Source organism: Rhodococcus sp. 14-2470-1a, assembly GCF_002259425.1.
Lineage (GTDB): Bacteria > Actinomycetota > Actinomycetes > Mycobacteriales > Mycobacteriaceae > Rhodococcoides > Rhodococcoides fascians_E.
In genome coordinates, this window is the sequence record NZ_NPFZ01000024.1 from 275,200 (window position 1) to 300,059 (window position 24,860).

Genomic DNA, 24,860 nt, shown 5'->3' on the forward strand with positions numbered 1-24,860 from the left:
GATGCGTAAGCTCGTGCGCGACAGTGTCGGTGTTCGTCCGGGGTTTCGGGAGGGTCGAGAACGTGAGCGTCGGTGGAGACGGCAAGGGCAAGCACGAGCGCGGCTCCCGGTCCGACGAGGAAGCCCGTGACGAGGCGCTTCGTGGCGATGCGGGTGATGCCGGCGCGCACGGCGACCCACGGGACGACGTCGAAACGGTCGACACCGAGCCCGAGCACGTTCTGCCGTACGAGGCCATCACCGAGGTGATGCGTGCCATCGATCCCGACGAGCCCCCTCCCGGGCAGTCCCCGGCTCAGTCATCCGAATCAACTGTTCCCCCTGTCCCTCAACCACCTGTACAGGAGCGCGTCGAGCAGGAGTCGGCCGAGCAGGGACCGGTGGCGGAAGACCGGTCCGACGAGATCTCAGCCCATGAGGTCTCAGCCGACGAGCTGACAGCAGATGAGATAACAGCCGAGGACGAACACGGCGCCGACATTCCGGCAGAGAATTCTTCGGTCACGGACGCTGGGGCCGTTGCATCTCACGACGTTGCATCTCACGACGTTGCCGCTGAGAACGATGTCGCTGAGAACGATGCCGCTGAGAACGATGTCGCTGAGAGTGATCGACTCGAGGACGGACCAGTCGCGGGCCTCCCCGGTGAGGGATCGCCGACTCCGCTCACCTCCGAAGAGCCTGATGCCGACGAAGCGATGGCTCCCGAGCCCGACACGCAGGACCAACCCACACCCCCTTCCGGGCTTCCGGCAGCAGGGCACGTCAGCTCGGTCGGGCCCGGTCCAGTCGAGTCGGCTCCGACGCAGGCGTATTCCGCAGTGACACCGCCCGGTGATCGGGGGCCGATGGCCCCGGAGCCCGCGGGTGAGGACAGCGCCACCGTCGCGATTCCCGTCGTCGCAGCGTCGTCCGAACATCAGCCTGCCCCCACCGCGCAGCCTGCCCCCACCGCGCAGTTCGTACCTGCCGAGCCCGCTGACGGCGACACGGAGGGACAGCCCGCCGGCAAGGAAGAAGAGAAGTTCTCTCGCATGAAGATTGCCGTTCTTGCAGGCGCCGCGGTGGCGATTCTGGGAGTGTTCTACGCGGCGGACATGCTCTCGACGAGTGGTTCGGTTCCCCGGGGCGTCACCGTCGCCGGTATCGAGGTCGGCGGTCTGAGCCACGAGGACGCCGAGGCGAAGCTCGTGTCCGAGCTCGGCCCCCGTGTGAACGAGGCGGTCGTGGTCGACGCCGGTGATCAGCAGTTGCAGGTGGTGCCGTCGGAGGCCGGTCTCGGAGTGGATTGGGCGACGACGCTCGACCGTGCCGGTTCGCAGCCGGTCAGTCCGTTCACACGTGTGATGTCGTTCTTCACCGATCGTGAGATCGGCGTCGAGTCGACCGTCGATGCCGCGCTGCTCGATGCCAGTGTGGAATCGATTCGGGCACAGACGGATCGAGCGCCGTCGGAGGGCGATGTGGTGTTCGAGGGCACTACTCCGGTCGGTGTCACCCCGGCGCCGGGGCAGACGATGGACGTGCAGGCTGCGCGGGACGAGATCGAGGCGAACTGGGCGTTCGGTGCGGTCGAGGTACCGGTGGAGACCGTCGACGTGACCGTTCATCAGGACGAGGTCGATCGTGTTCTGGCCGAGGTCGCCACGCCTGCGGTGTCGGCGCCGGTGGTGTTCACCGGCCGCGACGGTGCGCGCGCGGTGCTGTCTCCGGAGAACGTGGCCGCGGTGCTGAGCTTCGAGCCGGACGGCGACGGTGTTCTCGCAACCAGGTACGACACCCCCGCCGCGACGGCGCTTCTCGCCCCGCAGTTGGCGTCGACGGAAACCCCGCCGAAGGATGCGACGTTCGCGCTCGGTGGCGGTGCCCCGACAGTCGTTCCCGCCGTCGTCGGTGAACTGGTTCAGTGGCCGAAGACGTTGGAGCAGTTGCCTGCTCTGCTCGGCTCCTCTGATTCCCGTTCCAGCGACGCGATCTACGAGCAGGCTCAACCCGCCTTGACGACGGAGGGTGCGCAGGCGCTCGGGATCCAGGAGGTGGTGGCGGAATACACCACGGGCGGTTTCGAATACGCGTCCGGTGTCAACATTCGGCTGACCGCCGACATCGTCAACGGCGCGTTGGTGAAGCCGGGTGAAACCTTCTCGCTCAACGAGTACACGGGCCCTCGTGGCACGGCTCAGGGTTTCGTGGAATCGGGCATCATCGACAACGGGCGACCGGACAGGGCTGTCGGAGGCGGAATCAGTCAGTTCGCGACGACGCTGTACAACGCGGCGTACTTCGGCGGCATGGAAGATGCCGGGCACACCGAACACAGCTACTACATCAGTCGATACCCGGAGGCCCGCGAGGCGACCGTGTTCGAGGGTGCGATCGATCTGAAGTTCACCAACACCGGCAAGACGGGTGTGGTGATCGAGTCGTTCGGGTCGAGTTCGGATGTGACAGTGCGTCTCTGGGGCACCAAGACGGTGGATGTCCAATCCGTCACCGGGCCCCGGTCCAATCCGACGAGCCCGAACACCATCACTTTGCCGGCCGGCAATGCGTGTGTGCCGTCCGGTGGTGGGCCCGGTTTCACCGCCAGCGATACTCGGGTGATCACGGACATCGCCACCGGCAACGAAATCTCCCGTGACACGAGGACGGTCAAGTACGACCCGATCCCGATCGTCCGGTGCGAATCGCCCGAGCCCGAACCGGAGCCCGAGGACGAGCCGGCCGACCGACCGGCCGGAGCAGCTCCTCCGGCCGCGCCGCCCGCGGAGGGCGGCGAATAGTCAGACCGTGATCGGTTGCGGGGCAGTGTGCTTCGGACTGATGTCGTCTCCCGACGACGCACCGCGGAGGCGTCGGGACACCCACGGCGCCGCGAACGATTTGACCCATTCGGCGTTCTCGCGTCGTTGGTGTGCCTTCTCGACAGGAGGCAGCGGATCGAGGGCCGGCAGCGAGATGGAGTGTTCGACGCCGATGAAGTCCAGCACTTCCGCAGCCATTCTCGTGTGTCCGCGGGTGGACATGTGGAGTCGATCCCAGTCCCACATGCGCGGGTCGTCGTAGCCGTCGAAACGCCAGTAGTCGATCAGTTCGACGCCTCGGTCGTCGGCGACTTCGCGGAGCAGTTCGTTGTAGATCGCGGTGCGACCGCGGAAGGTCCGGAAGATCGGTGACCATCCAGCGTCGTAGGCCGTGAATGCCACTACGCGTGCGCCGGTCGATGTCAGATCCGCGAGGGCGGCGTCGTAGCGCTCGACGATTCCGTCGATGTCGACCTTCGGCCGCATCATGTCGTTTCCGCCCGCGTAGATGGTGATCAGGTCGGGGGCGACGTCGATCGCGGTGCCGACCTGGTCTTGGATGACCTGATCGAGGAGTTTTCCTCGCACTGCGAGGTTGGCGTATCGAAAGTTCGGGTTGTGGGCGCCGAGTTGGTCGGCCACTCGGTCCGCCCAGCCCTTGACTCCGTTGGGGCTCGACGGGTCGGGGTCACCGACGCCTTCGGTGAAGGAGTCGCCGAGAGCGATGTAGGTGTCGATTGTCGGCACTGGACCGTCCTTTGTGAGTTCTGCTAACTACCTCAGAGTACGACGTAGGAACGTCGGCGATCATTCCCAGGGTTTCGATCTGCGTGATTCAGAACCTGGACACCCGTCCGCGGTGAGGTGTTGGCTGATGGGGAATGTGTTCTCGGATCGAAAGAAGGCTCATGACGGTCACCGTGGTGGCAGGCAATGCCAAACCCGAATCCAGGACTCTGGCGGCAGCGCATCTGTTGGCGTCGGAGATCACCGGAGGGCAGGCCGACGGTCAGGTGGACGTCATCACGCTCGGATCCGGGCTGCTCGGCTGGGGTGACGACGCGGTGAAGGCGGCTGTCGACCGGGTGGCGACGTCCGACATCGTCGTGTTCGCGAGCCCGACGTTCAAAGCCACGTACACCGGTGTGCTGAAGTTGTTCCTCGACCAGTTCGCCACCGACGAGGGTTTGCGTGATGTGGTGGCCGTCCCACTGATGCTCGGAGCGGGACCTGCTCACGCGTTGGCTCCGGATCTGCTGCTCAAGCCGGTGCTCGTGGAGCTCGGCGCCATCACGCCGGCTCCCGGTCTGTACCTCATCGATACCACTTTCACCGAGGACACTCGTATCGTGGACTATGCGCGGCGATGGGGACCCGTCATCACGGCCGCCGCAGACGCACGAAAGGGAGCTTCGGCATGACGCTCACACACACCGACCTCGACCAGGCGACGTTGCGCCAGGCGTACGCGCAGTTCCCCAGTGGGGTCGTCGCCGTCGCGGCGGAGATCGACGGGGTTCCGGTCGGGCTCGCCGCGAGCAGCTTCGTCGCGGTGTCGATCGAGCCGCCGCTGGTGGCAGTCTGCATTCAGAACACGTCGACCACATGGCCCAAGCTCGAAGGCGTCCCCAACATCGGAGTCAGTGTTCTGGGCGAGGCTCACAACGATGCTGCGCGGACGCTTGCAGCCAAGACGGGTGACCGCTTCGCCGGGCTCGACCTGACGACCACCGAGCAGGGCGCCGTGTTCATCGAGGGCGCGACAGCGTGGCTCGACACGACGATCGACCAGCAGGTTCCGGCTGGAGATCACCTGATCGTTCTGTTGCGCATCCATTCATTGAAGGTCCAGAGCGACATCGACCCCATCATTTTCCACGGCAGCAAGTTCCGCAAGCTTCAGGCGTAGCCGCGGCAGCGTTGTGCGGCGTTGCCGCGGCGGCGTTGTGCGGCCGGCTGCGGGCTCATGCCCTGGTCGGTTGCACGGCGTGGAGGCACCGGCGCGGCGCAATACGTCCGCCACATTCGGGTTGCATATTCGACACGACCTCGGTGTTGAGTAGCAGTCACATCAGGAATCGATGTGGCTGGAGGCCCGAAGTGAAACTGACAGTGGTTGCAGGCAACCCGAAACCCGGCTCTCGGACGTTGGACGCTGCGCGCCTCGTCGCCGAGGCCGTGGCCGGCCGTGAGGTCGACGAGATCATCGACGTCATCACCCTCGGTCCAGGCCTACTCGGGTGGGGCGACGCCGGTGTGGCGTCCGCAGTCGAGTCGGTCCGCGGCTCGGACCTCGTGGTGGTGGCGAGCCCGACCTTCAAGGCGACCTACACCGGTGTGCTGAAACTTTTTCTCGATCAGTTCGCAACCGGGACAGGGCTGGAGAACGTAGTCGTCGTGCCGGTGATGCTCGGCGCAGGCCCAGCGCACGCCATGGCGCCTGATCTGTTTCTCAAGCACACACTCGTCGAACTGGGCGCTGTCACTCCCGCTCCCGGTCTCTATCTGATCGACACCACGTACACAACGGACACCGCAATTGCCGATTACGTCGCACGCTGGGGCCGCGTGTTGACCGACGCGGTCACGACACGAACGGACATCTCATGACTCTCGCTACCACTTCCCTCGACTCGGCCGTTCTCCGTTCGGCTTTCGGCCAATTTCCCAGTGGCGTCGTAGCGCTGTGTGCCGAAATCGATGGTGTTCCAGTGGGTATGGCGGCCAGTAGCTTCGTGTCGGTCTCGATCGACCCGCCTCTGGTTGCTTTCTGCGTTCAGAACACGTCGACGACCTGGCCCAAGTTCGCGGCCGCGGATCGCATCGGTATCAGCGTCCTCGGTGAGGCACACGATGTCGCTGCTCGGACGCTGGCCGCGAAGACCGGCAACCGATTCGAAGGTCTGGACGTGACCACCACCGAGGACGGTGCCGTGTTCATCGGCGGTGCGAGCATGTGGTTGGACGCAACCGTCACCGAGGAGGTCCCCGCAGGTGATCACGCGATCGTGTTGATGCGGATCAACGAACTCGAGATCAAGGACGTTGCGCCGATCGTGTTTCACGGCAGCAAGTTCCGTCGCCTGGCCGTGGAGGTCGAGCAGTGATGAAGGAAGCGCTCGACGCACTCCGTGCAGGCAAACCCGTACTGGTGACCGACGACGCACGGCGTGAGAACGAAGGCGATGTCATCCTCGCTGCGGATCGGGTGACGCCCGAATGGACGGCGTGGACCATCCGCAACACCTCGGGATTGCTGTGCGCGCCGATGTCCGGAGCACGCGCCGACGCATTGGAGCTGCCGCCGATGGTGGCGGACAACCAGGATCCGAAGAAAACGGCCTACACCGTGACGGTGGACGCTGCCGAGGGCGTGACGACGGGTATTTCCGCAGCCGATCGCGCCCGCACTCTACAGGTGCTGGCCGATCCGTCCTCCAGCGCAACCGATTTGATCAGGCCCGGGCATGTCATCCCACTGCGTGCGCGCCCCGGTGGAGTGCTCGAACGTCCGGGACACACCGAGGCCGCCGTCGATCTGTGCAGCTTGGCGGGAGTGCCCGCGGTCGGCGTCATCGCCGAGCTCGTCGCCGATGACGGGACGATGATGACCTTCCCGGACATCGAGCTTCTGGGTCGTCGGATGCAGCTTCCGGTACTGACCATCGAACAGCTGATCAACTACCGGCTGGCACACGGAGTGACGGCAGTTCCCGCTCCGCGACGCGTCGAACGAGTGGCAGAGACGGTCTTGACGACCGCGCACGGTGAATTCCGAGCAATCGGATATGCGGACAAGGAGACCGGGGCCGAACACATCGCACTGGTCAAGGGTGAGCTCGCCGGGTCACCGATAGTCCGTGTTCACTCCGAATGCCTGACCGGCGAATCTTTTTCGTCCCAACGATGTGAATGCGGACCACAGCTCGACGCTGCATTGGCGCGAGTCTCCCGCGAAGGTGGCGTTGTGGTCTACCTCCGCGGACACGAGGGTCGCGGCATCGGTCTGCTCAAGAAGCTCGCTGCCTACCGACTGCAGGATCAGGGCTTCGACACGATGCAGGCCAACCTCGAACTCGACGAACTGGCCGACGGTCGAGAATACGGCGGTGCCGCAGCCATTCTCGACGACCTCGAGGTGGCCGACGTCCGGTTGCTCACCAACAACCCGCTGAAGGTGGATGGGTTGCGGGAGAACGGTATCGCCGTGACCGCCGTCATTCCACTGCTCGTCGGAGCCGCACCCGCGAACGTGCGTTACCTCGAAACCAAACGTGACCGAATGGGCCATCTGCTCCCGGGGCACTTGGAGCAGAGCATGTGAACGCTCACCTACGTGCCGGACGCACGGCCGAGTGCCAGCACCTGGGTGAGCGTCCGGCCCACAGGTGAGCGTCTGCACCGACGACAACGGCCGCACCCTCGGGCGAGGGTGCGGCCGTGGTGACAGCAGGGATCAGAATGCTGCTTCGTCGAGTTCCATGACGTCGAGGTCGATGTTGGCGAGGATGTTCCGCGTTGCGGTGAGCTCGGGCAGGATATTCTTGGCGAAGAACGACGCGACGCCGATCTTGCCTTCGTAGAACGCCTTTTCCTTACCTTCGGCGCCGTTGTCGAGTGCCGTGATGGCGATCTCGGACTGACGGAGCAGGAGCCATCCGATGAGCAGATCGCCGAATGCCATGAGGAAGCGCACCGATGCGAGGCCGACCTTGTAGAGCTCGGTGGGCTGTTCCTGTGCACCCATGAGCTGCTGGGTCATCGTTGTGACGATGGCCTGCACGTCCTCGAGTGCGGTGGCGAGAAGCGCGCGCTCTGCCTTGAGCCGGCCGTTGCCTGCTTCGCTGTCGATGAACGACTTGATCTGTCCGGCAACGTGAGCGAGTGCAACGCCGCGGTCGCGAGCGATCTTGCGGAAGAAGAAGTCCTGCGCCTGGATGGCAGTGGTTCCTTCGTACAGCGAGTCGATCTTCGAGTCGCGGATGTACTGCTCGATCGGGTAGTCCTGCAGGAAGCCGGAGCCGCCGAGGGTCTGCAGGCTCTCGGCCAGCTGACGGTAGGCGATCTCGGAGCCGACGCCCTTGACGATCGGGAGCAGCAGGTCGTTGACGCGGTAGGCGATGTCCTCGTCGGCGTCGGAGACCTGCTTGGCCGTGATCGGGTTCTGGTGAGCGGCGGTGTACAGGTACACAGCACGCAGGCCTTCGGCGTATGCCTTCTGCGTGATGAGGCTGCGACGGACGTCGGGGTGATGCGTGATGGTGACGCGCGGTGCTGCCTTGTCGGTCATCTGCGTCAGGTCGGCGCCCTGGACGCGCTGCTTCGCGTAGTCGAGAGCGTTGAGGTAGCCGGTGGAGAGGGTGGCGATTGCCTTGGTGCCGACCATCATTCGTGCGTGTTCGATGACGTCGAACATCTGCGCGATGCCCTTGTGTACCTCGCCGACGAGCCAGCCCTGCGCGGGGATTCCGTGTCCGCCGAAGGTGAGCTCGCACGTCGCCGACGCCTTGAGTCCCATCTTGTGTTCGACGCCGGTGACGAAGACGCCGTTGCGCTCGCCGAGTTCACCCTTCTCGAAGTCGAAGTGGGTGTTCGGGACGAAGAACAGGCTGAGGCCCTTGGTGCCGGGTCCTGCGCCTTCGGGGCGGGCGAGAACGAGGTGGAAGATGTTCTCGAACAGGTCGTCGGACACTGCCGAGGTGATGAAGCGCTTGACCCCCTCGATGTGCCAGGAGCCGTCTTCCTGCTTGATGGCCTTGGTGCGTCCGGCGCCGACGTCGGATCCGGCGTCGGGCTCGGTGAGGACCATGGTGGCGCCCCACTGGCGTTCGACGATGACCTTGGCCCATTCCTTCTGCTCGTCGGTTCCGTTGTGGAACAGGACGTTGGCGAAGGAGGGTCCGGCGGAGTACATGAACGCGGCCGGCTGGGAGCCGAGCAGCATTTCGTTGAGTGCCCAGCCGAGGTTGCGGGGAGCGGCGATGCCGCCGACCTCGTCGTCGAGGCCGACGCGCCACCATTCACCGTCGTAGAGGGCCTTGAAGGACTTCTTGAACGAGTCCGGCAGCTTCAGGGTGTGGGTTTCCGGGTCGAACACCGGCGGGTTGCGGTCCGCGTCGGCGAAGGATTCGGCGAGGGGACCCTCGGACAGGCGTACTACCTCGCGCAGCATGTCGCGTGCGGCTTCGCCGTCGAGGTCTCCGAAGTTGTCACCTGCGAGGGACTCGTCGAGCCCGAACAGCTCGAAGAGGTTGAACTCGAGATCCCGAAGGTTGCTCTTGTAATGGCCCATTGCGTCGCTCTCCAGTCGGTGGTGCGGTCTCGTGAGTACCGCCCAAGCATCTAGCTACTCGGTATAGCTACTCGTCGGTAACATAGAGGCATATTACCCCCGTTCATTCGCGCTGCCAAGGCGGGACCTACTGGCGAGTAGTAACGAATCGATTGCGGTACCGCTGTCTGTCGTTCTGAACCTTGTTTCGCAGAGGTTCACGACGGCTCGATCGCCGACGTCGATTGCCAATTCCTCTGGCGTATAGAGTAGTTCGACTTCCTGGGGTCCGCCCACTCCATCGGTGATGTTGTTCGAATGGTGACCGAGAATCATGAGGATTCCATCAGGTTTCAGCGCATCGAGTGCCGTCGAGATTGCTTTGCGGCGTTGCTCGTGGGGTAGATGTAGATAGAGCGCGAGAACCAGGTCGTATTCCGGTTCCGGTAGGACGGTCGTCACATCCGCGTGGACCCAGGTGAGCCTGTTTCGGACGGATGCAGGCGACGCCGACGCGACGCGGTGTGCTCGGGTGAGTGCCACCGACGAGAAGTCGACGCCGGTCACCTCCCACCCCCGCGTGGCCAGCCAGATGGAGTTGCGTCCGGCGCCGCACGCCAGGTCCAGGGCGCGTCCACGGGGAAGCGACGTCGCGATCTCGACGAGTGTCTGGTTGGGCGGTTCGCCGGGGACGGCGTCACGGCGTTCGTACTTGCGGTCCCAGTCTTCGGCATCCATCCCCCGATGATGCCGCAGGATCTGCGCGCTCGGAGGGTCGGCCGTGCGCGCCCCGTTCGTTCGGCACGCTAACCTGTCGGGATGAGCTCGGAATCGGACACGCACCTGGCCAGGGACCTGTCGGTGTCGGCAATGCGTCTGAATCGTCGGCTTCGTCTGCGGCACGCCAGCGACCGAATTCCCGTCGCTCAGCTGTCGATCCTGACGACCCTCTTTCGGGAAGGTCCGATGACCACGGGCGAGCTGGCCGTGCGTGAGCGGATCAAACCGCCGTCGGTGTCGAGATCGTCGCACGCCCTGGTGGAGATGGGTTTACTCGAGCGTGTGCCGCACGCGACCGATCGGAGACAGGTGGTTCTGACCCTGACGGACTCGGGACGGGCTGTGGCGGACACTGACGTCGCCGAGCGTGAGCGGGTACTTGCCGAGAGACTGGGTGAGCTCAGCGACGACGAGCGCGCCACGCTCGCAGAGGCGGCACAGATCCTGACGGAAATCGTGGAGAAGAACGAGTAGGCGCTCGGAAGCGGCGTCTACCGGTCGTGCTGTACGGCCTCGTCGATCTCGTCGGTGTCCCAGCTCAGGGTCGATCCGAGTTCTTCGCTGTCCGCGCGCTGAGAGACCCGACCCAGCACGACGGCGACGACGAGAGCCATCGCCATCCAGATCGCCACGCCTATGAGTACCCCGGTCACACATTGTTTGTAGCACTTGGTCCTGAGAAATGACTGCGAAAGCGGCTATCGGATTGTTGCAATCCGGTCCTGGAGCGATAACCGATTGGGAACGAACCATATGTGTCGGCCCCGATTGGATTCGGCCACGAATGCGCGTAGCGGCTCGCTGACCTCGGTATATGGCTGGATATCGCCTTCGATGACGAGGAGAATCCGGTAGTTCACTAGTTTCTGTACGAATTCACCGGCGAGGCGGGTGCTGAGATCGAAGAATTCCGGCATCAGCCGCTGCACCGGGACCACGGCGACGCGCGCCTCGATGCCGAATGCCTCGCCGACGATGTCCAGTGCGTCCTGTTCCGTACCGATCGGGTGTCCGTCGGCGGAGACGTGGAGAACGTTCATCGGCTTCCCTCGATGAAGGTGTCGATCAAGCGCAGAACCTCGGCGACGTCGCCTGCACCGCCGAAGACGACGATCTTCAGCGTCGACGTCGATGTGTCGTATGCGGTGTCGATCCGAAGCCGCCGAGCGCTCGGACCACGGCCGGTGGCGGCGGTGGAGAGAAACAGTGCGAGACGCGAGGCAGTGTGCTCGTCGATGGCGGTGGCGTCGACGATGCTCGTCACGTCGACGCCGATCTCCGACGCAGGGGAGTCGCCACTGGTGAGTGCCGCCAGGCCGGCGGGGGTGATGCGGTATTGCTTGCCGATTCTGACGGCGGGCAGACGTCCGTCCTGGATGTAGTTGCGCACCGTCCGGACGTGAAGGCCGAGTAGTTCGGCGACTTGCTCGGCGGTATAGAAGTCGTTCGCCACAATTCCCCAAAATACCCTATGAGGGAATTTCAGGTCAGTCTTCGGTGGTCGCCCCGCTACGCGTGAGCACCAGAGCACTTCCGACGACGCCGATCAGGGTCACCGCAATGGCAATCGACGACCAACCTTCGTTCTGCCAGTACACGTCCTCGAGTGTGATGAGAAGAGCTGCTTCGTCGACGATCAGTCCCAACGCAATGCCGAGTACGATGCCCATCCACGAGCGAGTTCTCGGGCTGCGGTCGACCAACCCGAAGATCGCGACCGCCGCCAGCAGGAGAATTCCCCACAGATAGTGGTGCAGGTGAACCCCGCCGGCACTGAGATCGCCGACGCCGCGGGTGTCGATCTGGATCAGCCACGTGACCAACCTGGCCCCGCCGAACGTGACGGTGAAGGCCAGCCACGCGAGGACGATTCCGCGGCGCGCGGGATCGACCTGTCTCAGCCGACGGGGAAACCGGATCCGAGCAGGTTTCTTGTCAGACACTGGTGTTCTCCGAGAGCATCCATCGATCATTGCAGACGCGGTACGTAACGCTCGGCCGCGGCCCGAAAACGACTGCCCGACGCGCACTCCGCGGCCACGTACTGCAGGTCGCTCTCGTGATCGACGTCGCGCAGGACGGCCAGGGTCCGCACGCGAGCGCCCAAGTTCTCCAGTGCGGTGCGCGTCGAGGCTCCGGTGGTGGGCGTGGACATGGGAACGTCTCGTAACGCCTGGGCAAGAGCGGCATTCGGCAGTCCCAGTGCCCACCATCCACCGTCCTCGGCGAGACCGAGCACCGACTGCTCCGGTTCCGTCAGGTGCATCGCCGACGCGTCGAGCAGGTCCGCGGTGATCTGTGGGGTGTCCATTCCGATCTGGAAGACAGGGGTACCCGACGCGTCCTCGTGTGCATGGATCAGGCGCTCGGCGAACCCGTCGCCGCGCTGCCTCACCACGGTGTACGACGCCAGTGCCGCTTCCAATTCTTCTCGGCGGCTTGCTTTGTCGAGGTCGCCGGTGATGGCGACGACGCGGTGATCGAAGTTTGCGGCGGACACTGCGTCGAGGGTGTCGAGCAGTGCGGCGGCGGCGATGTCGGCGGCGGCGTCGGTGCCGAGGGTTGCGGCGAGCCTTGTCTTGGCCAATCCGGGAACGGGGGATTTAGCGACGACCAGGGCGGTGACCTTCATGACAACACCTTCCAGAAGTCCAGTGTGGCAACGATCGTCCCCTTGATCGAGCCGGATACCTTCGATTTACCGGCGGTTCGCGGATTGTAGGTGACGTCCAGTTCGCGGACGGTCAGCCCGGCCTTGGATGCGAGCACCAGAAGTTGCAGGGGGTATCCCGATCGTCGGTCGGTCACGTTCAGGTCCAGCAGTGTTCGTCGGTGTGTCGCCCGCACCGCGCCGAGGTCGTGGACCGGTAGCGAGTACTTGGTTCGCAGTCGGAGGGAGAGAACGGCATTCCCGAGCCGTGCGTGCAGTGGGGAGTGGCCGGACTGTCTACGGCCGACGACCAGGTCGGCGGTCTCCAGCGCGCTCACCAGGGCAGGGAGATCCTGCGGATCCATCGACCCGTCTCCGTCCATCACGCAGACGATGTCGGTTGTTGCTGCGAGCACCCCTGCGTGCACTGCCGATCCGTATCCGGGAACGGATTCGTGTACCACGGTGGCGCCGTGTGCTTTCGCGACGTCCGCGGTGCCGTCGGTGGAGTTGTTGTCGACGACGAGCGCGACGTACCCGGTGGGAATTCGTGCCAGCACGCCGGGAAGTGATCCTGCTTCGTTCATGCACGGCAGGACGACCGTCACGTCAGACACGAGGTGCACCGGTGCCTTCCGCGTCGCGCAGTGGTGCTGTCGCGAACTCGCGGAGGCCCTGTTCCGGGGACACTGCGGCGACGAATCCGAGTGTCCTTTCGGCTTTTTCAGGACTGGCGACGATGTGTCGCACATCGCCCGGTCGATACTGGCCGGTGATCTGTGGGGCCGGGCCGCGGCAGGCGTCGGACAGCGTGGAGGCTACTTCCCCGATGGTGATCGGGTGCCCGGACGAGACGTTCAGGGCAGTGAATCCCGGTAATGCGGCGTCGATGGCTGCGGTGTTTGCGGCGGCGATGTCGCTGACGTGTACGAAGTCTCGCGCCTGGTGCCCGTCCTCGTAGACCTGGGGAGCCTTGCCGGCTTCGAGCGAGGACCTGAACATTGCGGCGACTCCGGAGTACGGGGTGTTTCTCGGCATGTGAGGCCCGTACACGTTGTGGTACCGCAGTGCGGTCACCGAACCGCCGGTGGCGAGCGACCAGGCGAGGGCGTAGTTCTCCTGGGCTACCTTGCTCGCTGCATAGGTGCTGCGTGGCCGCAGCTCCGAGTCTTCCTCCACGAGTGCCCAGTCCAGGACCTCGCCGGTGGCGGGGTCGGTGTTCTGGAAGATGCCGTCCGCCAACCTCGTACGGGGCCCCGGCACTACGAGGTCGCCGGCGGCGTTGCGGTATTTTCCTTCGCCGTACACGACCATCGACGATGCCAACACCAGTCTGGTGCAGCCGGTTTCTGCCATCGCTGCGAGCAGAACGGCGGTCCCGAAATCGTTGTGGCTGGCGTAGGCAGGCGCATCGGCGGAGTCCACGCCTGCGCCGACGACGGCAGCTTGGTGGCACACGACGTCGACGCTCGCCAGAAGCTCGACCAACGCAGCGTGATCGCGCACGTCGACTCGGGTGATGTCGCTGCTCGAATCGACGCTGCTGGAATCTAGGCTGTGGCCGTGAGCCGACGCGAGCATCGCGTCGATGGCGACGACGTCGTGATTCGGTTCGAGCGCCGATCGTATGTGTCCGCCGATGAAACCGGCTGCGCCGGTGAGAAGGACGCGGGTCATGGCAGCTCGATCGGCAGCGTCACGCCGTCGTGGACCCGGCAGGACTCGCACGGACCCATCAGCGCGGCGTTGACAGCGCTGCGCACCAGTGCTTTCAACGGTTCGATGTTCTTCTGGAATTCCGCGAAGACATCGACGGCTCGGACGCCCTGCCCGGTTTCGATTCCTGCGTCGAGGTCCGTGACGAGGGCGATCGGGGTGTAGCAGAGCTCCAATTCTCGGGCGAGCACGGCTTCGGGATGGCCGGTCATGTTGACCAGGGTCCATCCCTGTCGAGCGAACCACTGGCTTTCGGCGCGAGTGGAGAAGCGAGGCCCTTCGACGACCACCATGGTGCCGCCGTCGACCACCCCGTCCTGCAGTGCTGCGGCGCGTAGGTCGCCGCAGTAGGGATCGGCGAACTCCACGTGTACTCCGCCGCGGTCGAAGTAGGTCTGCACGCGCCCACTGGTTCGGTCCACCAGCTGGTCCGGCACCACCACGGTTCCCGGCCCGTACTCGGGAACGAGGCTGCCGACGGCGCACGGCGCGAAGACTCGACCGACGCCGAGCATTCGCAGTGCCCACATGTTCGCGCGGTACGGCAGTGTGTGGGGTGAGTACTCGTGGTTCGCTCCGTGACGAGGCAGAAACGCGACCGGTCGGCCGTCGACGTCGCCGACGGTGATGGGGCCGCTCGGCGCTCCGTACGGGGTGTCCATCTCGATACTTTCGGCGTCGGGCCCGAAGAACGAGTAGAAGCCGCTGCCGCCGATGACGGCGATGTCCGCTCGTTGTCGTGAACTCATGGTGTCATTCTCTTCTATGCTTCAGGGCGACGCTGTATCGCACGAGAAATGGGTGGACGTTATCCGATACTGGAGAGAAGCTCTGGCAGGCGGACTCGCCGCCGTGCTGGTCGCGGTGGCATTCGTCGTACCGTACCTGGGAAACGAACTGATCACCCCGATCATCAACCGGACACCGCAGCAGGTTCGTGATTTTGCGGACGCTGCACCGCTTTTCGGCTTCCGCGAGCCTCATTACGGGTGGGGCACCCCGTTCGCGATTGTCGTTGCGATCGCCGGTGTTCTGTGGGGACCGGAGTTGGCGCGACGCCTGCCGTGGCGTCGGCTGCTGTTCGTGGTGTGGGGATCGTCGGCGGCGTGGACGATGTCGCTGGCGATGATCGACGGATGGCGTAGAGGATTCGTCGATCGACTCGCGTCCACCGACGAGTATCTGCACGAGGTACCCGGCATCACCGACATCCCGGAGACGCTGAGAGGCTTCTCCGATCGCATTCTGGACTACCAGGTCGATTCCTGGACCACCCACGTGTCCGGTCACCCGCCGGGCGCTCTGCTGACGTTCGTGTGGCTCGATCGGCTCGGGCTGAGCGGTGGAGCGTGGGCGGCGTCGCTGTGTGTCCTCGTCGGAACCAGTGCTGCCGCAGCGGTTCTGGTGACCGTCCGTGCCCTGGGCGACGAGACCATGGCCCGTCGGGCAGCGCCCTTCGTGGTGCTCGCGCCCGCTGCGATCTGGGTCGCGGTGTCCGCGGACGCCTTCTACATGGGCGTCGTTGCCTGGGGTATCGCGTTGCTGGCCGTATCGACACGGAAGAACTCGAGACTTCTCTGGCCCGCGTCCGTGGCTGCTGGTGTGCTGCTCGGCTTCGGGATCTACCTCAACTACGGTTTGGTCTTGATGGGCCTGCCCGCGGTGGCTGTTCTGATCGCGGCGCGCACAGCGTGGCCGCTCGTCGGAGCTGTGGCGGGTGCGCTCGTCGTCACGGCGGTGTTCACGGCCTACGGATTCTGGTGGTTCGACGGTTACGAGTTGGTCCAAGAGCGTTACTACCAGGGCATCGCGACGGATCGTCCGTTCGCATACTGGGGTTGGGCGAACTTCGCTGCGTTGTTCTGTGCACTGGGCCTGGCTGTTCCGGCTGCGCTGCCCAGGATCTTCACGCGGCTGCAGCCGATCAATCTGCTGGTCCTCGCCGGCCTCGCGGCGGTGGTGATGGCTGACCTGAGTCAGCTGAGCAAGGCCGAGACCGAACGTATCTGGCTTCCGTTCGCGATGTGGATGTTGCTTGCTCCTGCTGTTCTGCCGCAGCGTTCGCACAAGTTCTGGTTGGCACTGCAGGTGGTCGCCGCACTCGCGATCAATCATCTGCTGTTCACGAATTGGTGATCCGCCAGGCTCATGCGCGCGAAGTACCGTCCGTGAACGGGTGCGACGTCGACGACGGTGAGGCCCGCGGCGTGTGCGAGGTCGGCCGTCGCGTCGACGCTGACTCGGGCCCATGCGAACCACTCGCCGAATGTCGTGTCGGTTTCCCATCGAACGGATTGCTCGATCACGTGATTCGATCCGGGCGCGTCGACCTCGGCGATGACCGTGCCGTCGGGTCGGATCAGTTCGGCGGCGCGGCGCAGCAGGCGCACCGGGTCTCCGCCGATGCCGATGTTTCCGTCGGCGAGGAGTACGGACGCCCATCGGCCCGCGTCGGGGAGTGCGTCGAACAGGTCACGTAGAACGGCGCGCCCACCACGTCCCACGGTGAGGTCGACGGCTTTCCGTGATGTGTCGACCCCGAGGGACGAGACGCCGCGACGTACGAGGCTTTCGGTGAGGCGGCCTGGGCCGCAGCCGAGATCGAGCGTCGGTCCGACGCAGTGCCGCAGCATCTCGTGATCGGCGGCGAGGTCTTCCTGGCTCGCCGAAGCGCCGCCCATCCATCGTGCGGTCGGCAGCGCCGCACGTGAACCGTCGGAGTACCCCATCCAACAGGGGAGACCCGATGCGGCGCGGCCGAACATCTCGTCCGCGGTGAGTGTCATGATTCTCTCCTGTTTCGTGCACGATGCGATGTTGCGATTCGAACGGTGTAGAGGACCGCGCTGGCGCCGAACAGGGCGGCGGTCAGCAACAACCAACGGACGAGGTACGGCTCCTGGGTGAGGCCCGTCGCGGTTCGGTAGGTGTCGGAGCCTTGCTCGATGATTCCGGGGAAGAACAGCGCGAAGGTGAGGGCCGCGCCGAGCGCGGGTATCCGGATGTGGTTCAGCACAGGGACACTCGGGCGTAGTAGACGCGACAAAGCGCGCAGTGCCCGGTCGACGATCGAGTACAGGGGCACCAGCACGAGGTCGTGGAGCACGACGGCGCCCGCGAACCACACCGCGATGGATTGCCACCACACATCGCGGTTCCAGAAGGTTGCGATGCCGGCCACGTGGACGACATAACCGATGAGGGCGAACACGAAACCCATGAGCAGCAGGTGCAGCGGACCCGCGCCGTAGAGACGTCTCATGATGCGGACCTGAATTCGATGCTCGCCACCCATTTGGTGTTGTGCACGCCCGGCGTGGCGGGGACGATGATGCGTGCCGGATAACCGTGATCCAGGGAGAGGTCGGCACCGTTCACCTGCAGCGCCAGGAGCGAGTCGGGGTGGAGCGACTGGTTGGATTGCAAGGTGGCCTGACGGAACGGCCCGTTGGTCTCGACCGAGGTGACCAGAGTCGAGGCGATGTTCTTCGCGCCCGCAGCGGCGGCGAGGTCGCGGAGGCGGACCCCGGTCCAGGTCTGCACTGTCGACCACCCTTCCACGCAGGCGATCGGTAGTTCGGCGGTGTGTTGCTCCATGTTCAGGAGTTGCTCTCGGCTCAACGTCAGCGGCGTGCTGCCACCGGAGATGGCGAGGCGCCAGTCGGAGCCGGTGTTCTCGGCGCCGATTCCTGCAGCGACGGCCGTGCGATTGATTTGGAAGTCGTTCGGTCCATCACCGTAGGATCGGCCGCGCGGTAGGAGAATTGCGGCAGTGCGGAGGACGCCGCCGGTGGTTTGACCTACCGTGAGCACGGCGATGAACAGTGCGCCTCCGCCGACGAGTGCAAGTGCCCCGCGGCGGCTGATCGTCGGTTCGTCGGGGTCCTCGGCGATCAGTTCGGACTCGCCGGTCTCCTGTTGTGTCTGTTTGTCTTGGAGCACCTGCATCAGGGATCGGGAGCGCAGCGCCGTCACCATCGTCGGGATCTTGATGACGGCGTGGCTGACGAATCCGGCGATGAACACCCATGCGCCCCAGTAATGCGCAGTATAGAAGCTGAAGCCGAAGATGTAGTCGTACTGGATGTTGAGGACGCCCGTGGCCGTCTCGAAGATGATGCCGCCGACGAGTGCGATCAGCGAAAGTCGTTCCAACGCAGAGGCTACCGAGCGAACCGGAGGTACGGTGAACAGTTTCGGGATGACAGACCACAGTTTGGCGAGGACGACGGGTACGAGAATCAGACCGAGGCCGACGTGCAGTCCCTGCGTGAGTCGGTACAGCCAGGCCGGGTCGGTGGGCCAATCGAAGTGGGGGAGACGAAGAAAGCCGACGTCGGCCGGCATCGCTTGACCGAACTGCGGGCCGTACGCCATGTAGGACAGCAGTCCCGTGATCATGACGATGGGCAGGCCGAGCAGCAGTACGGCGCCGAAGACGGACGTCAGCCACGGCCCCCGCAGGGGGCTACGGAACGTGGGAGGGGTGGGGCGACGACGCCGAACGCGCGAGGCCACCTGGAGCGGTGATCCCGCGCGTTCGGGTTCGGTCATTACGCCGTGGCGATGGTGATGGTGGCAACGCCCACGAGCAGGCCGGGGGTGACAGCATCGGTCTGGAAGGTGTCGTTGAGCAGGCCGGCAGCGGTCTCCGAGATCTTGACCTGCGTGCCCTGCAGGATCGCGGTGTTGTCGGGGCCGGTCGCCAACGGGTTCAGGGTGCGGCCGTCGAGGTCGAAGATGACTGCGTCTTCTGCAGCGACTTCACCGTTGACGGACACGTTGCCGGTCAGCAGCGAGGTGCCCGGGTCGATGTCGAAGTCGGTCAGCTCGACGACGGTGTCCCCTGCGGTGAGCGACAGACCGCTTCCGTCGTGCATGATTTCACCCTGAACGTAGGGATCGACCGTGCCGGGCTCCCAGTACTTCACGTCTCCGCCGGTGATCGGGAAGCTGATGGAACCGTCTGCGAGAGTGGCGGTTCCGATGACGCCCGGGGTGAGTCCGAGGGTGGTGAGAGCGCCGGTGAAGCCGGGGTCCAGTAGGACTGCGGTGCTGACGCCGTTCGAGAGGTCGTCGACCTCTGCCACGGGCTCGGGTGTCGACTCGGTGGTCTCGGCAGCGGCCGACGACGTGGATTCCGTGGTGGACGAGGAATCGTCGGACGAGCATGCGGCGAGAGGTACGAGAGTGAGTGCGCCAATTGCGGTGGCGGCCATGACTTTACGGATGGAGGTCATTGTATGTCTACCTTTCGTGCTCATGTCTTGAGCGTTGTCTGTAATTCGCCACCGGGTCGGTACCGGATGGGTGAGGTCTTCGACCATTTGTGAAACAGAGGCGATTTGGGCGCAAAAGATCGACCGAACCCACACGCTTTTGCTCTGTCCGCCGCTGCCGAACCGTTCATATGGCTTTGGTACACAAAGACTCTCACGTCCGAGACGACTCGTGTGCCCAGAATGTCCGATTCGACCACTCGTAGTGGTGCCGTGTCCTGTTCGACACCGTGGCGTTACCGATCCGTTATGTACGGCCTCCGAAATGGGCCCTATCCTACTGTCCGGTTTCTTTACGGCACGCTCGAGCGAGCAGGTCAGCCCCGCAGGATCATGTCCGACGCTTTTTCGCCGATCACGACGCTGGGTGCGTGTGTGTGGCCACGGATGATGGTCGGCATGATCGACGCGTCCGCCACCCGGAGGTTGGCGACGCCGCGCACTCTGAGGTCGGGCGTGACGACGCTGGAGGTGTCGTTGCCCATCCGGCAGGTGCTGGTGGGGTGGTAGAGGGTGTGCGCATTCTGCTCGAGCGCCTCGGACAGAAGATCGCCGGCGTCGCGAGGGCGGACTATGTCGCCGAGCAGACCTGTCAGCGCAGGCTGGGACGCGATCTCGTTGCACACGCGCAGTCCCTCCAGCATGGCTGCGCGGTCGGCGCCGTCACCGTCGCTGAGGTATCGCGGATCGATGATCGGCTTCGCTAACGGATCGGCAGTGCGCAGCGTGATCTCCCCACGGCTGCGCGGACGGAGCAGGACGGAGCCGATGACGGCGGCGTGGGCGTCGGGTGCGATCAGCCCCTCGTCGAAGAACGGGGCGGGGGCATAGATCAGTTCGACGTCGGGCAGAGCGAGGTCGTCTCTGCTCTTGATGAAACCGTAGGCCTCGGCGACGTTCGACGTCAGCATTCCGCGCCTGCGAATCAGGTAGTTCAGAAGTTCGGGGATCTTCTCGGCGAAGAACAAGGAATCGCTGTCGACGCTCCAGCCGATGAGCGCTGCGAGGTGGTCGGTGAGGTTACGGCCCACCTCGGGCGCGTGATGCTGGACGGTGATGCCGAGGTTCTGCAGAACCGTACGGTCGCCGATTCCAGAGAGCATCAGCAGGTGCGGGCTGTTGATCGCGCCACCGGCGAGCACCACCTCGCGGGCCGCTCGCACCGTCTGGGTGTGGCCACCGGACACGTACTCGACGCCGACCGCGGCCGAACCGTCGAACACGATCCTGGTGGCCTGCGCCTCGGTCAGGACGGTCAGATTCTTCCGTTTGCGAATGGGCGCCAGGTAGGCGTCCGCTGTGCTCCAGCGGGCTCCGCGCTTCTGGTTGACCATGGTCTGCGAGAAACCCTTGGGCTCGGGCAGGTTCGGCGGTTCCACCGGATAACCTGCCTGTTCGACGGCCTCGAGGAACTTGGCGGTGAGTGCGCGCGGGCTTCGCTGGTGCGAGACGATCAACGGCCCGGTCGTGCCGGCGTCGAGTGCCGTCGTTCCTTCGATGGACTCGATCTTGCGGAAGTACGGGACGATTTTCTCGAAGGACCACGACGAGTCCGACAGCGATGCCCACTCGTCGTAGTCGGCCGCGAAACCGCGAACCCACATCATGGCGTTCATCGACGAGGATCCACCGAGCATCTTGCCTCGTGGCCAGAAGATACTGCGGCCCTTGAGCTCCGGTTGCGGCTCGGAGTCGTAGTCCCAGTCGACCTCGCTGCGGAACAGCTTGGAGAAGGCTGCGGGGATGTGCGCGAACTTGTTCTTGTCCTCCGGCCCTGCTTCGAGCAGGACGACAGTGTTCCGCGGGTCTGCGCTGAGCCGGTTCGCGAGCACCGCGCCCGAGGAACCTGCGCCGACCACGACGTAATCTGCAACCAGTGACATTCGTTTCCCCTCTTCGCAGCGCTCGAGGGAAAGGTAGCAGTCGTGACGCCCGCTGCGACCGTTTTTCGGTCGGGTAGAGGGCGGCCGGGTGGGTGATGCATCGAATTCCCCGGATGGGGTAGTCCGGCGGCATGACGCACCGAAAAGGCACGACCGTGCAGTGGAACTGGGGACAGGGCACTGCCGAGGGCAAGATCGTCGAGGTCCACACCGACAAGGTGACCAGAAAGATCTCGGGTAGCGAGATCACCAGGAACGGGACCGAGAAGACGCCCGCCTACCTGATCGAACAGTCCGACGGGCAGCGGGTGCTCAAGCTCGACAGTGAGGTCGACACACCCTAGGGTCGTCGTCCATGATCGCTACGCGAGCGAGCCTCGGCGCGGACGTCCGCGCCCTGGGTATTCGAGGCGGCGACGCCGTGATGGTGCATGCCGCGTGCGGAAGCGTCGGGACGATCCTCGGTGGCCCCGACGCACTGGTCGATGCGATTCTGGACGTCGTCGGGCCGTCGGGAACCGTTCTCTCGTATCAGGACTGGGAGTTGGGCCTCGACATCTGGGGTCCCGACGGCACCGTTGCGGCCGACATTCGGCCCCATGTTCCGCCGTTCGATCCTTCGACCGCGCGGGCGGCGCGAGACCACGGGATACTCGCGTCGACGATCGGTACCAGGCCGGGGGTCCTCCGGAGCGCAAACCCGGGCGCCTCGGTCGCTGCGCTGGGTGCGAGGGCCGACGAGTTCACGCGTGATCACCCGTTGGACAACGGTTACGGCCCGGATTCGCCGTTCGCCCGTCTGGTCCGGGCCGGCGGCAGAGTGTTGATGGTCGGTGCGCCGCTGGACACGATGACGGTGCTGCATCACGCGGAGGCGTTGGCCGATGTTCCGGCCAAGCGCCGGGTGAGGCGTGAGTACCCGTTTCGAGGTCCGGACGGCGAGACCGTCTGGCGTTGGTCCGAGGAGTTCGACACGTCCGATCCCGTGGTGGCCGGCCTGGACGACGATTACTTCGCGACGGTGGTCCGGGAGTTTCTCGCGACCGGAGCCGGAGCTCGTGGGCTGGTGGGGCTCGCGGAGAGCGTGGTCGTCGACGCCGGACCCATCACGGCGTTCGGGATCGACTGGTTGGAACGTCACGCGGCGCGGTGAGTGCGCGATCGGCGTCGCCGCCCATCATCCGGCGGGCGGCGGCGCGTTGCTGGCGATCACCACGTCCAGAACGCCGGCACCGATCGGAACCGGTGTGCACGGTGGGACGATTCCAGCGCCGGGGTCGAGGGCGCCGAGAACGAGAGCGATGGTCGTCGGGTCGTAGGTGAACGTGAAGTGCGCGACGTTGTTCTGAGGGCACACGTCCTGCACCACGATGTTGCGGGCGTCCGGATCACGAAGCAGCGCATTGGTGTACGGCTGGATGACCTCGTCGACGTCGGTGGCGATACTGGTGTATTCGACGCCGGGGACGGTGTCACCGCCTGCGTTGAGGTCCTGGAGGAATGTCGAGCCCTCGATCAGTTGGACCAGGGCGGGGCCGAACTCGCTGGACACCAGTCGCGTGGCGCTCGGCACGGCCTGGATAGCCGGTGACACTCCGTAGGCGGTTCCACCGTAGGCGGGGGACGCGATGCCGATCCACTTGTCGACGACGTCCGCTCCGCCGAGGCGGTTGGTGAAGTATCGGGTGACGGCCGCGCCCTGCGAGTATCCGACCAGATCGACCTGCTCGGCGCCGGTAGCGGACAGAACACCGTCGGCGAAGTCCTGCAGCTGCGCGGCACTACCGCGAATGTCGGTGTAGCCGAAGCTGGTTCCGTCCGGCGAGGCGCCGTAGTTCAGTCCGTAGACGCAGTAGCCGGCCGATGCCAGCGCGGGCGACAGTGCGGCCCAGTCCGCGTAGACCGACGCGTCGGTGCCGTGGACCAGGATGACCGGATTCGGATGCTCTGCCGACGGGACGCAGTTCGTCGGGTTCATGCCGGGAGGCACCGAATCGGGGTGGTTCGCCGCGTACGCGATCGCATCGGCATGAGTGCTCTGGGCGGGCCCCGGTACGTCCGGAGCGTTCGGCGGCGCAGCATGAGCGATGCCGCCGAACGCGGCGAACAGGAGCAGAACGGTGGCGGTCGACGTCGTCGAGAATCGGTAGCTCACACAGCACCTCGATTTGTGGGTTCCTCTCGACCCTATGCCGATGCGCTGTGCGATGTACCAATGAAACGAGTTTGTTTTACTGACGTATCACAGTCGAATCAATTGATACGACTTGCCTTGACCCAGTCGATGCTCATGGTTTGCGGAAACGGAGTCGATGCAGGGGCTTTGCCGACCCAGTCGTTGCCGACTGCCACGTTGAACAGGACGTAGTGAGGCCATGCGCCGGAGAACGGCTTCCAGTTGCCCCCTTTGGCTTCGTAGTCGCTCTTCGTCACGGTGAACTTCTGGACACCGTCCACGAACCAGGTGATTCGGTCAGGGAACCAGTCGACCCGATAGGTGTGAAAGCCGTCGGAAATCGGGCTCATTCCGCTGCCGGTCTTGACGTCGGTGCTGGAGTTGTTACGCGCCGGACCGTGCAGATTGAAAGAGGGACCATTTGTGCCGGGAATTTCCACGACGTCGATTTCACCCTGACGCGGCCAATTGTATTCATTGCCCGGTTCGAGGCCGAGTAACCAGAAAGCGGGTAGTAATCCGGCCGCACGAGGCATCTTTATGGATGCTTCCAGTCGCACTGGCGGGGTTACGGATTGTTTTCCGAAGCTCACGACACGAGCGCTGGTGAAGTTGTTCGGCGCGGGCTTGCGGTCCGGAGTCGTTTCCCTCCTGGCCGTGATGTTCAGCGAGCCACCCGCGACCGACGCGTTGTTGGTCGAGTTGGTGTAGTACTGCTGCTCCCCCGAAGTTGCGCCCCACCTGCCGGTTTGGAAACCCCACTTTCCAGGATCGACGGCGCCCGACCCGTTGAACTGGTCCTCCCAGAGCACGGTCGTCTGCCCGCCGCTCGGCGGTGGAGTGGCCGTGGTGACGGGAGGAGGGGCTGTCGTCGTGGGCGGTGGCGCCGTGGTGGTCGGAGGTTTGGGAAACACCGTCGGTCGCGGGTAGGTGGGAAACGGATATGTATAAGGCGCCGCAATCAGGATCGGGGCCATTACGAGAGCGAACCACTTCATTTCGGGTCCTTCGTATCAATTGTCGAGGGGTAACAAAAGCACGAGGGATGTCTAACACAATGCAGCCTGCCTACTGCACTGGAAAGCGAAATGTGAATATTTGTTCTCGATGCGAGGGTCGATTCCGCCGAATTAACGGTCGAGTTCTCGAATTCGACACTCGAGGACCGTGTTTTGGTTTGTTACCGCCGAAAGGAGAAAGGGAGCCGGTGACGGGAATCGAACCCGCCTCTCAACCTTGGGAAGGTCGCGTTCTACCAATGAACTACACCGGCGCGGCGGACGGTCGAGGCTGTCCGCGCC

28 protein-coding genes and 1 tRNA gene are annotated in these 24,860 nt (G+C 64.6%); 10 read left to right on the forward strand and 19 right to left on the reverse strand.

Translation table 11 applies throughout. The features are described from left to right. The first annotated feature begins 23 nt into the window (after nucleotides 1-23). Nucleotides 24-2,783, forward strand: coding sequence for a VanW family protein (locus CH292_RS12605; protein WP_094654875.1), 2,760 nt, complete (start codon nucleotides 24-26; stop codon nucleotides 2,781-2,783). On the opposite strand, the gene CH292_RS12610 is transcribed toward CH292_RS12605, so the two are convergent. Next, complete coding sequence (locus CH292_RS12610) at nucleotides 2,784-3,551, reverse strand: SGNH/GDSL hydrolase family protein (RefSeq protein ID WP_020110491.1); 768 nt, start codon at nucleotides 3,549-3,551, stop codon at nucleotides 2,784-2,786. A 161-nt stretch (nucleotides 3,552-3,712) separates the two neighbouring features. On the opposite strand from CH292_RS12610, the gene CH292_RS12615 reads away from it, so the two are divergent. The 5 genes from CH292_RS12615 to CH292_RS12635 all read left to right on the forward strand — a co-directional run bounded on the left by CH292_RS12615 (nucleotide 3,713) and on the right by CH292_RS12635 (nucleotide 7,128). Beyond that, nucleotides 3,713-4,225 carry an NADPH-dependent FMN reductase gene (locus tag CH292_RS12615; RefSeq protein WP_094654876.1) on the forward strand — a complete coding sequence of 171 codons (513 nt, stop codon included), beginning with the start codon at nucleotides 3,713-3,715 and terminating at the stop codon, nucleotides 4,223-4,225. Beyond that, complete coding sequence (locus CH292_RS12620; RefSeq protein ID WP_019665585.1) at nucleotides 4,222-4,713, forward strand: flavin reductase family protein; 492 nt, start codon at nucleotides 4,222-4,224, stop codon at nucleotides 4,711-4,713. Before CH292_RS12615 ends, CH292_RS12620 begins: the two co-directional genes overlap by 4 nt. 191 nt (nucleotides 4,714-4,904) lie before the next feature. Beyond that, complete coding sequence (locus CH292_RS12625) at nucleotides 4,905-5,414, forward strand: NADPH-dependent FMN reductase (RefSeq protein ID WP_019665586.1); 510 nt, start codon at nucleotides 4,905-4,907, stop codon at nucleotides 5,412-5,414. Further along, complete coding sequence (locus CH292_RS12630; RefSeq protein WP_020110493.1) at nucleotides 5,411-5,911, forward strand: flavin reductase family protein; 501 nt, start codon at nucleotides 5,411-5,413, stop codon at nucleotides 5,909-5,911. Before CH292_RS12625 ends, CH292_RS12630 begins: the two co-directional genes overlap by 4 nt. Beyond that, entirely contained in the window at nucleotides 5,911-7,128 is a 1,218-nt protein-coding gene (locus tag CH292_RS12635) for a bifunctional 3,4-dihydroxy-2-butanone-4-phosphate synthase/GTP cyclohydrolase II (protein WP_033188883.1), read from the forward strand. The genes CH292_RS12630 and CH292_RS12635 overlap by 1 nt, the downstream gene beginning before the upstream one ends. 132 nt (nucleotides 7,129-7,260) lie before the next feature. Here CH292_RS12635 and CH292_RS12640 read toward each other — a convergent pair whose 3' ends face one another. Continuing rightward, a complete protein-coding gene (locus CH292_RS12640; RefSeq protein ID WP_020110495.1) occupies nucleotides 7,261-9,096 on the reverse strand; it encodes an acyl-CoA dehydrogenase in 1,836 nt (611 codons plus the stop codon). Nucleotides 9,097-9,189: 93 nt separating this feature from the next. Beyond that, nucleotides 9,190-9,813 carry a bifunctional 2-polyprenyl-6-hydroxyphenol methylase/3-demethylubiquinol 3-O-methyltransferase UbiG gene (locus tag CH292_RS12645; protein ID WP_094654877.1) on the reverse strand — a complete coding sequence of 208 codons (624 nt, stop codon included), beginning with the start codon at nucleotides 9,811-9,813 and terminating at the stop codon, nucleotides 9,190-9,192. An 81-nt stretch (nucleotides 9,814-9,894) separates the two neighbouring features. Here CH292_RS12645 and CH292_RS12650 point away from each other — a divergent pair, with 81 nt between their 5' ends. Continuing rightward, nucleotides 9,895-10,329 (forward strand): MarR family transcriptional regulator, encoded by a 435-nt coding sequence (locus CH292_RS12650; protein WP_019665593.1) that lies wholly within the window; start codon nucleotides 9,895-9,897, stop codon nucleotides 10,327-10,329. Between the two features lie 17 nt (nucleotides 10,330-10,346). Here CH292_RS12650 and CH292_RS28895 read toward each other — a convergent pair whose 3' ends face one another. Genes CH292_RS28895 through CH292_RS12685 form a run of 8 tightly spaced genes read right to left on the reverse strand, consistent with a single transcriptional unit; the run spans nucleotide 10,347 to nucleotide 14,970 of the window. Beyond that, nucleotides 10,347-10,508 (reverse strand): hypothetical protein, encoded by a 162-nt coding sequence (locus tag CH292_RS28895; RefSeq protein ID WP_019665594.1) that lies wholly within the window; start codon nucleotides 10,506-10,508, stop codon nucleotides 10,347-10,349. Between the two features lie 45 nt (nucleotides 10,509-10,553). Continuing rightward, nucleotides 10,554-10,895: a DUF4180 domain-containing protein gene (locus CH292_RS12655; RefSeq protein ID WP_020110498.1), complete on the reverse strand. Its 342-nt coding sequence runs from the start codon at nucleotides 10,893-10,895 to the stop codon at nucleotides 10,554-10,556. Beyond that, nucleotides 10,892-11,308, reverse strand: coding sequence for a helix-turn-helix domain-containing protein (locus CH292_RS12660; RefSeq protein ID WP_094628782.1), 417 nt, complete (start codon nucleotides 11,306-11,308; stop codon nucleotides 10,892-10,894). The genes CH292_RS12655 and CH292_RS12660 overlap by 4 nt, the downstream gene beginning before the upstream one ends. 34 nt (nucleotides 11,309-11,342) lie before the next feature. Continuing rightward, on the reverse strand, nucleotides 11,343-11,798 hold the full coding sequence (locus tag CH292_RS12665; protein WP_094628780.1) for a hypothetical protein: 456 nt from the start codon (nucleotides 11,796-11,798) through the stop codon (nucleotides 11,343-11,345). Nucleotides 11,799-11,824: 26 nt separating this feature from the next. Beyond that, nucleotides 11,825-12,487 carry a DUF2064 domain-containing protein gene (locus tag CH292_RS12670; RefSeq protein ID WP_094654878.1) on the reverse strand — a complete coding sequence of 221 codons (663 nt, stop codon included), beginning with the start codon at nucleotides 12,485-12,487 and terminating at the stop codon, nucleotides 11,825-11,827. Continuing rightward, a complete protein-coding gene (locus CH292_RS12675) occupies nucleotides 12,484-13,131 on the reverse strand; it encodes a glycosyltransferase family 2 protein (RefSeq protein WP_094654879.1) in 648 nt (215 codons plus the stop codon). The genes CH292_RS12670 and CH292_RS12675 overlap by 4 nt, the downstream gene beginning before the upstream one ends. Continuing rightward, nucleotides 13,115-14,182: an NAD(P)-dependent oxidoreductase gene (locus tag CH292_RS12680; RefSeq protein ID WP_094654880.1), complete on the reverse strand. Its 1,068-nt coding sequence runs from the start codon at nucleotides 14,180-14,182 to the stop codon at nucleotides 13,115-13,117. The genes CH292_RS12675 and CH292_RS12680 overlap by 17 nt, the downstream gene beginning before the upstream one ends. Next, nucleotides 14,179-14,970 carry an S-methyl-5'-thioadenosine phosphorylase gene (locus tag CH292_RS12685; RefSeq protein WP_020110502.1) on the reverse strand — a complete coding sequence of 264 codons (792 nt, stop codon included), beginning with the start codon at nucleotides 14,968-14,970 and terminating at the stop codon, nucleotides 14,179-14,181. The genes CH292_RS12680 and CH292_RS12685 overlap by 4 nt, the downstream gene beginning before the upstream one ends. Before the next feature lie 16 nt (nucleotides 14,971-14,986). Here CH292_RS12685 and CH292_RS12690 point away from each other — a divergent pair, with 16 nt between their 5' ends. Next, nucleotides 14,987-16,357, forward strand: coding sequence for a hypothetical protein (locus CH292_RS12690; RefSeq protein ID WP_037158842.1), 1,371 nt, complete (start codon nucleotides 14,987-14,989; stop codon nucleotides 16,355-16,357). On the opposite strand, the gene CH292_RS12695 is transcribed toward CH292_RS12690, so the two are convergent. From CH292_RS12695 to CH292_RS12715, 5 genes are all read right to left on the reverse strand, one after another. Then, nucleotides 16,333-17,007, reverse strand: coding sequence for a methyltransferase domain-containing protein (locus CH292_RS12695; protein WP_033188889.1), 675 nt, complete (start codon nucleotides 17,005-17,007; stop codon nucleotides 16,333-16,335). The genes CH292_RS12690 and CH292_RS12695 overlap by 25 nt on opposite strands. Then, the gene (locus tag CH292_RS12700; protein ID WP_037184183.1) at nucleotides 17,004-17,483 is read right to left on the reverse strand and encodes a hypothetical protein; all 480 of its coding nucleotides are present in this window, start codon (nucleotides 17,481-17,483) and stop codon (nucleotides 17,004-17,006) included. The genes CH292_RS12695 and CH292_RS12700 overlap by 4 nt, the downstream gene beginning before the upstream one ends. Then, the gene (locus CH292_RS12705) at nucleotides 17,480-18,775 is read right to left on the reverse strand and encodes a molybdopterin-dependent oxidoreductase (protein ID WP_256978090.1); all 1,296 of its coding nucleotides are present in this window, start codon (nucleotides 18,773-18,775) and stop codon (nucleotides 17,480-17,482) included. The genes CH292_RS12700 and CH292_RS12705 overlap by 4 nt, the downstream gene beginning before the upstream one ends. Next, nucleotides 18,775-19,461 (reverse strand): hypothetical protein, encoded by a 687-nt coding sequence (locus CH292_RS12710; protein WP_033188891.1) that lies wholly within the window; start codon nucleotides 19,459-19,461, stop codon nucleotides 18,775-18,777. The genes CH292_RS12705 and CH292_RS12710 overlap by 1 nt, the downstream gene beginning before the upstream one ends. 356 nt (nucleotides 19,462-19,817) lie before the next feature. Continuing rightward, on the reverse strand, nucleotides 19,818-21,383 hold the full coding sequence (locus tag CH292_RS12715) for a GMC family oxidoreductase (RefSeq protein WP_033188892.1): 1,566 nt from the start codon (nucleotides 21,381-21,383) through the stop codon (nucleotides 19,818-19,820). 131 nt (nucleotides 21,384-21,514) lie between these two features. Between CH292_RS12715 and CH292_RS12720 the strand changes: the two genes are divergently transcribed. Beyond that, nucleotides 21,515-21,727 carry a DUF2945 domain-containing protein gene (locus CH292_RS12720; protein WP_019665609.1) on the forward strand — a complete coding sequence of 71 codons (213 nt, stop codon included), beginning with the start codon at nucleotides 21,515-21,517 and terminating at the stop codon, nucleotides 21,725-21,727. 11 nt (nucleotides 21,728-21,738) lie between these two features. Beyond that, complete coding sequence (aac(3), locus tag CH292_RS12725; protein ID WP_033188893.1) at nucleotides 21,739-22,536, forward strand: aminoglycoside 3-N-acetyltransferase; 798 nt, start codon at nucleotides 21,739-21,741, stop codon at nucleotides 22,534-22,536. 24 nt (nucleotides 22,537-22,560) lie between these two features. On the opposite strand, the gene CH292_RS12730 is transcribed toward aac(3), so the two are convergent. The 3 genes from CH292_RS12730 to CH292_RS12740 form a co-directional block, all read right to left on the reverse strand. After that, nucleotides 22,561-23,538, reverse strand: coding sequence for a triacylglycerol lipase (locus CH292_RS12730; RefSeq protein ID WP_094654881.1), 978 nt, complete (start codon nucleotides 23,536-23,538; stop codon nucleotides 22,561-22,563). A gap of 98 nt (nucleotides 23,539-23,636) precedes the next feature. Further along, nucleotides 23,637-24,536 carry a glycoside hydrolase family 16 protein gene (locus CH292_RS12735; protein WP_080738117.1) on the reverse strand — a complete coding sequence of 300 codons (900 nt, stop codon included), beginning with the start codon at nucleotides 24,534-24,536 and terminating at the stop codon, nucleotides 23,637-23,639. A gap of 225 nt (nucleotides 24,537-24,761) precedes the next feature. Next, nucleotides 24,762-24,832: transfer RNA gene (locus CH292_RS12740), tRNA-Gly, on the reverse strand. Nucleotides 24,833-24,860: the final 28 nt, after the last annotated feature.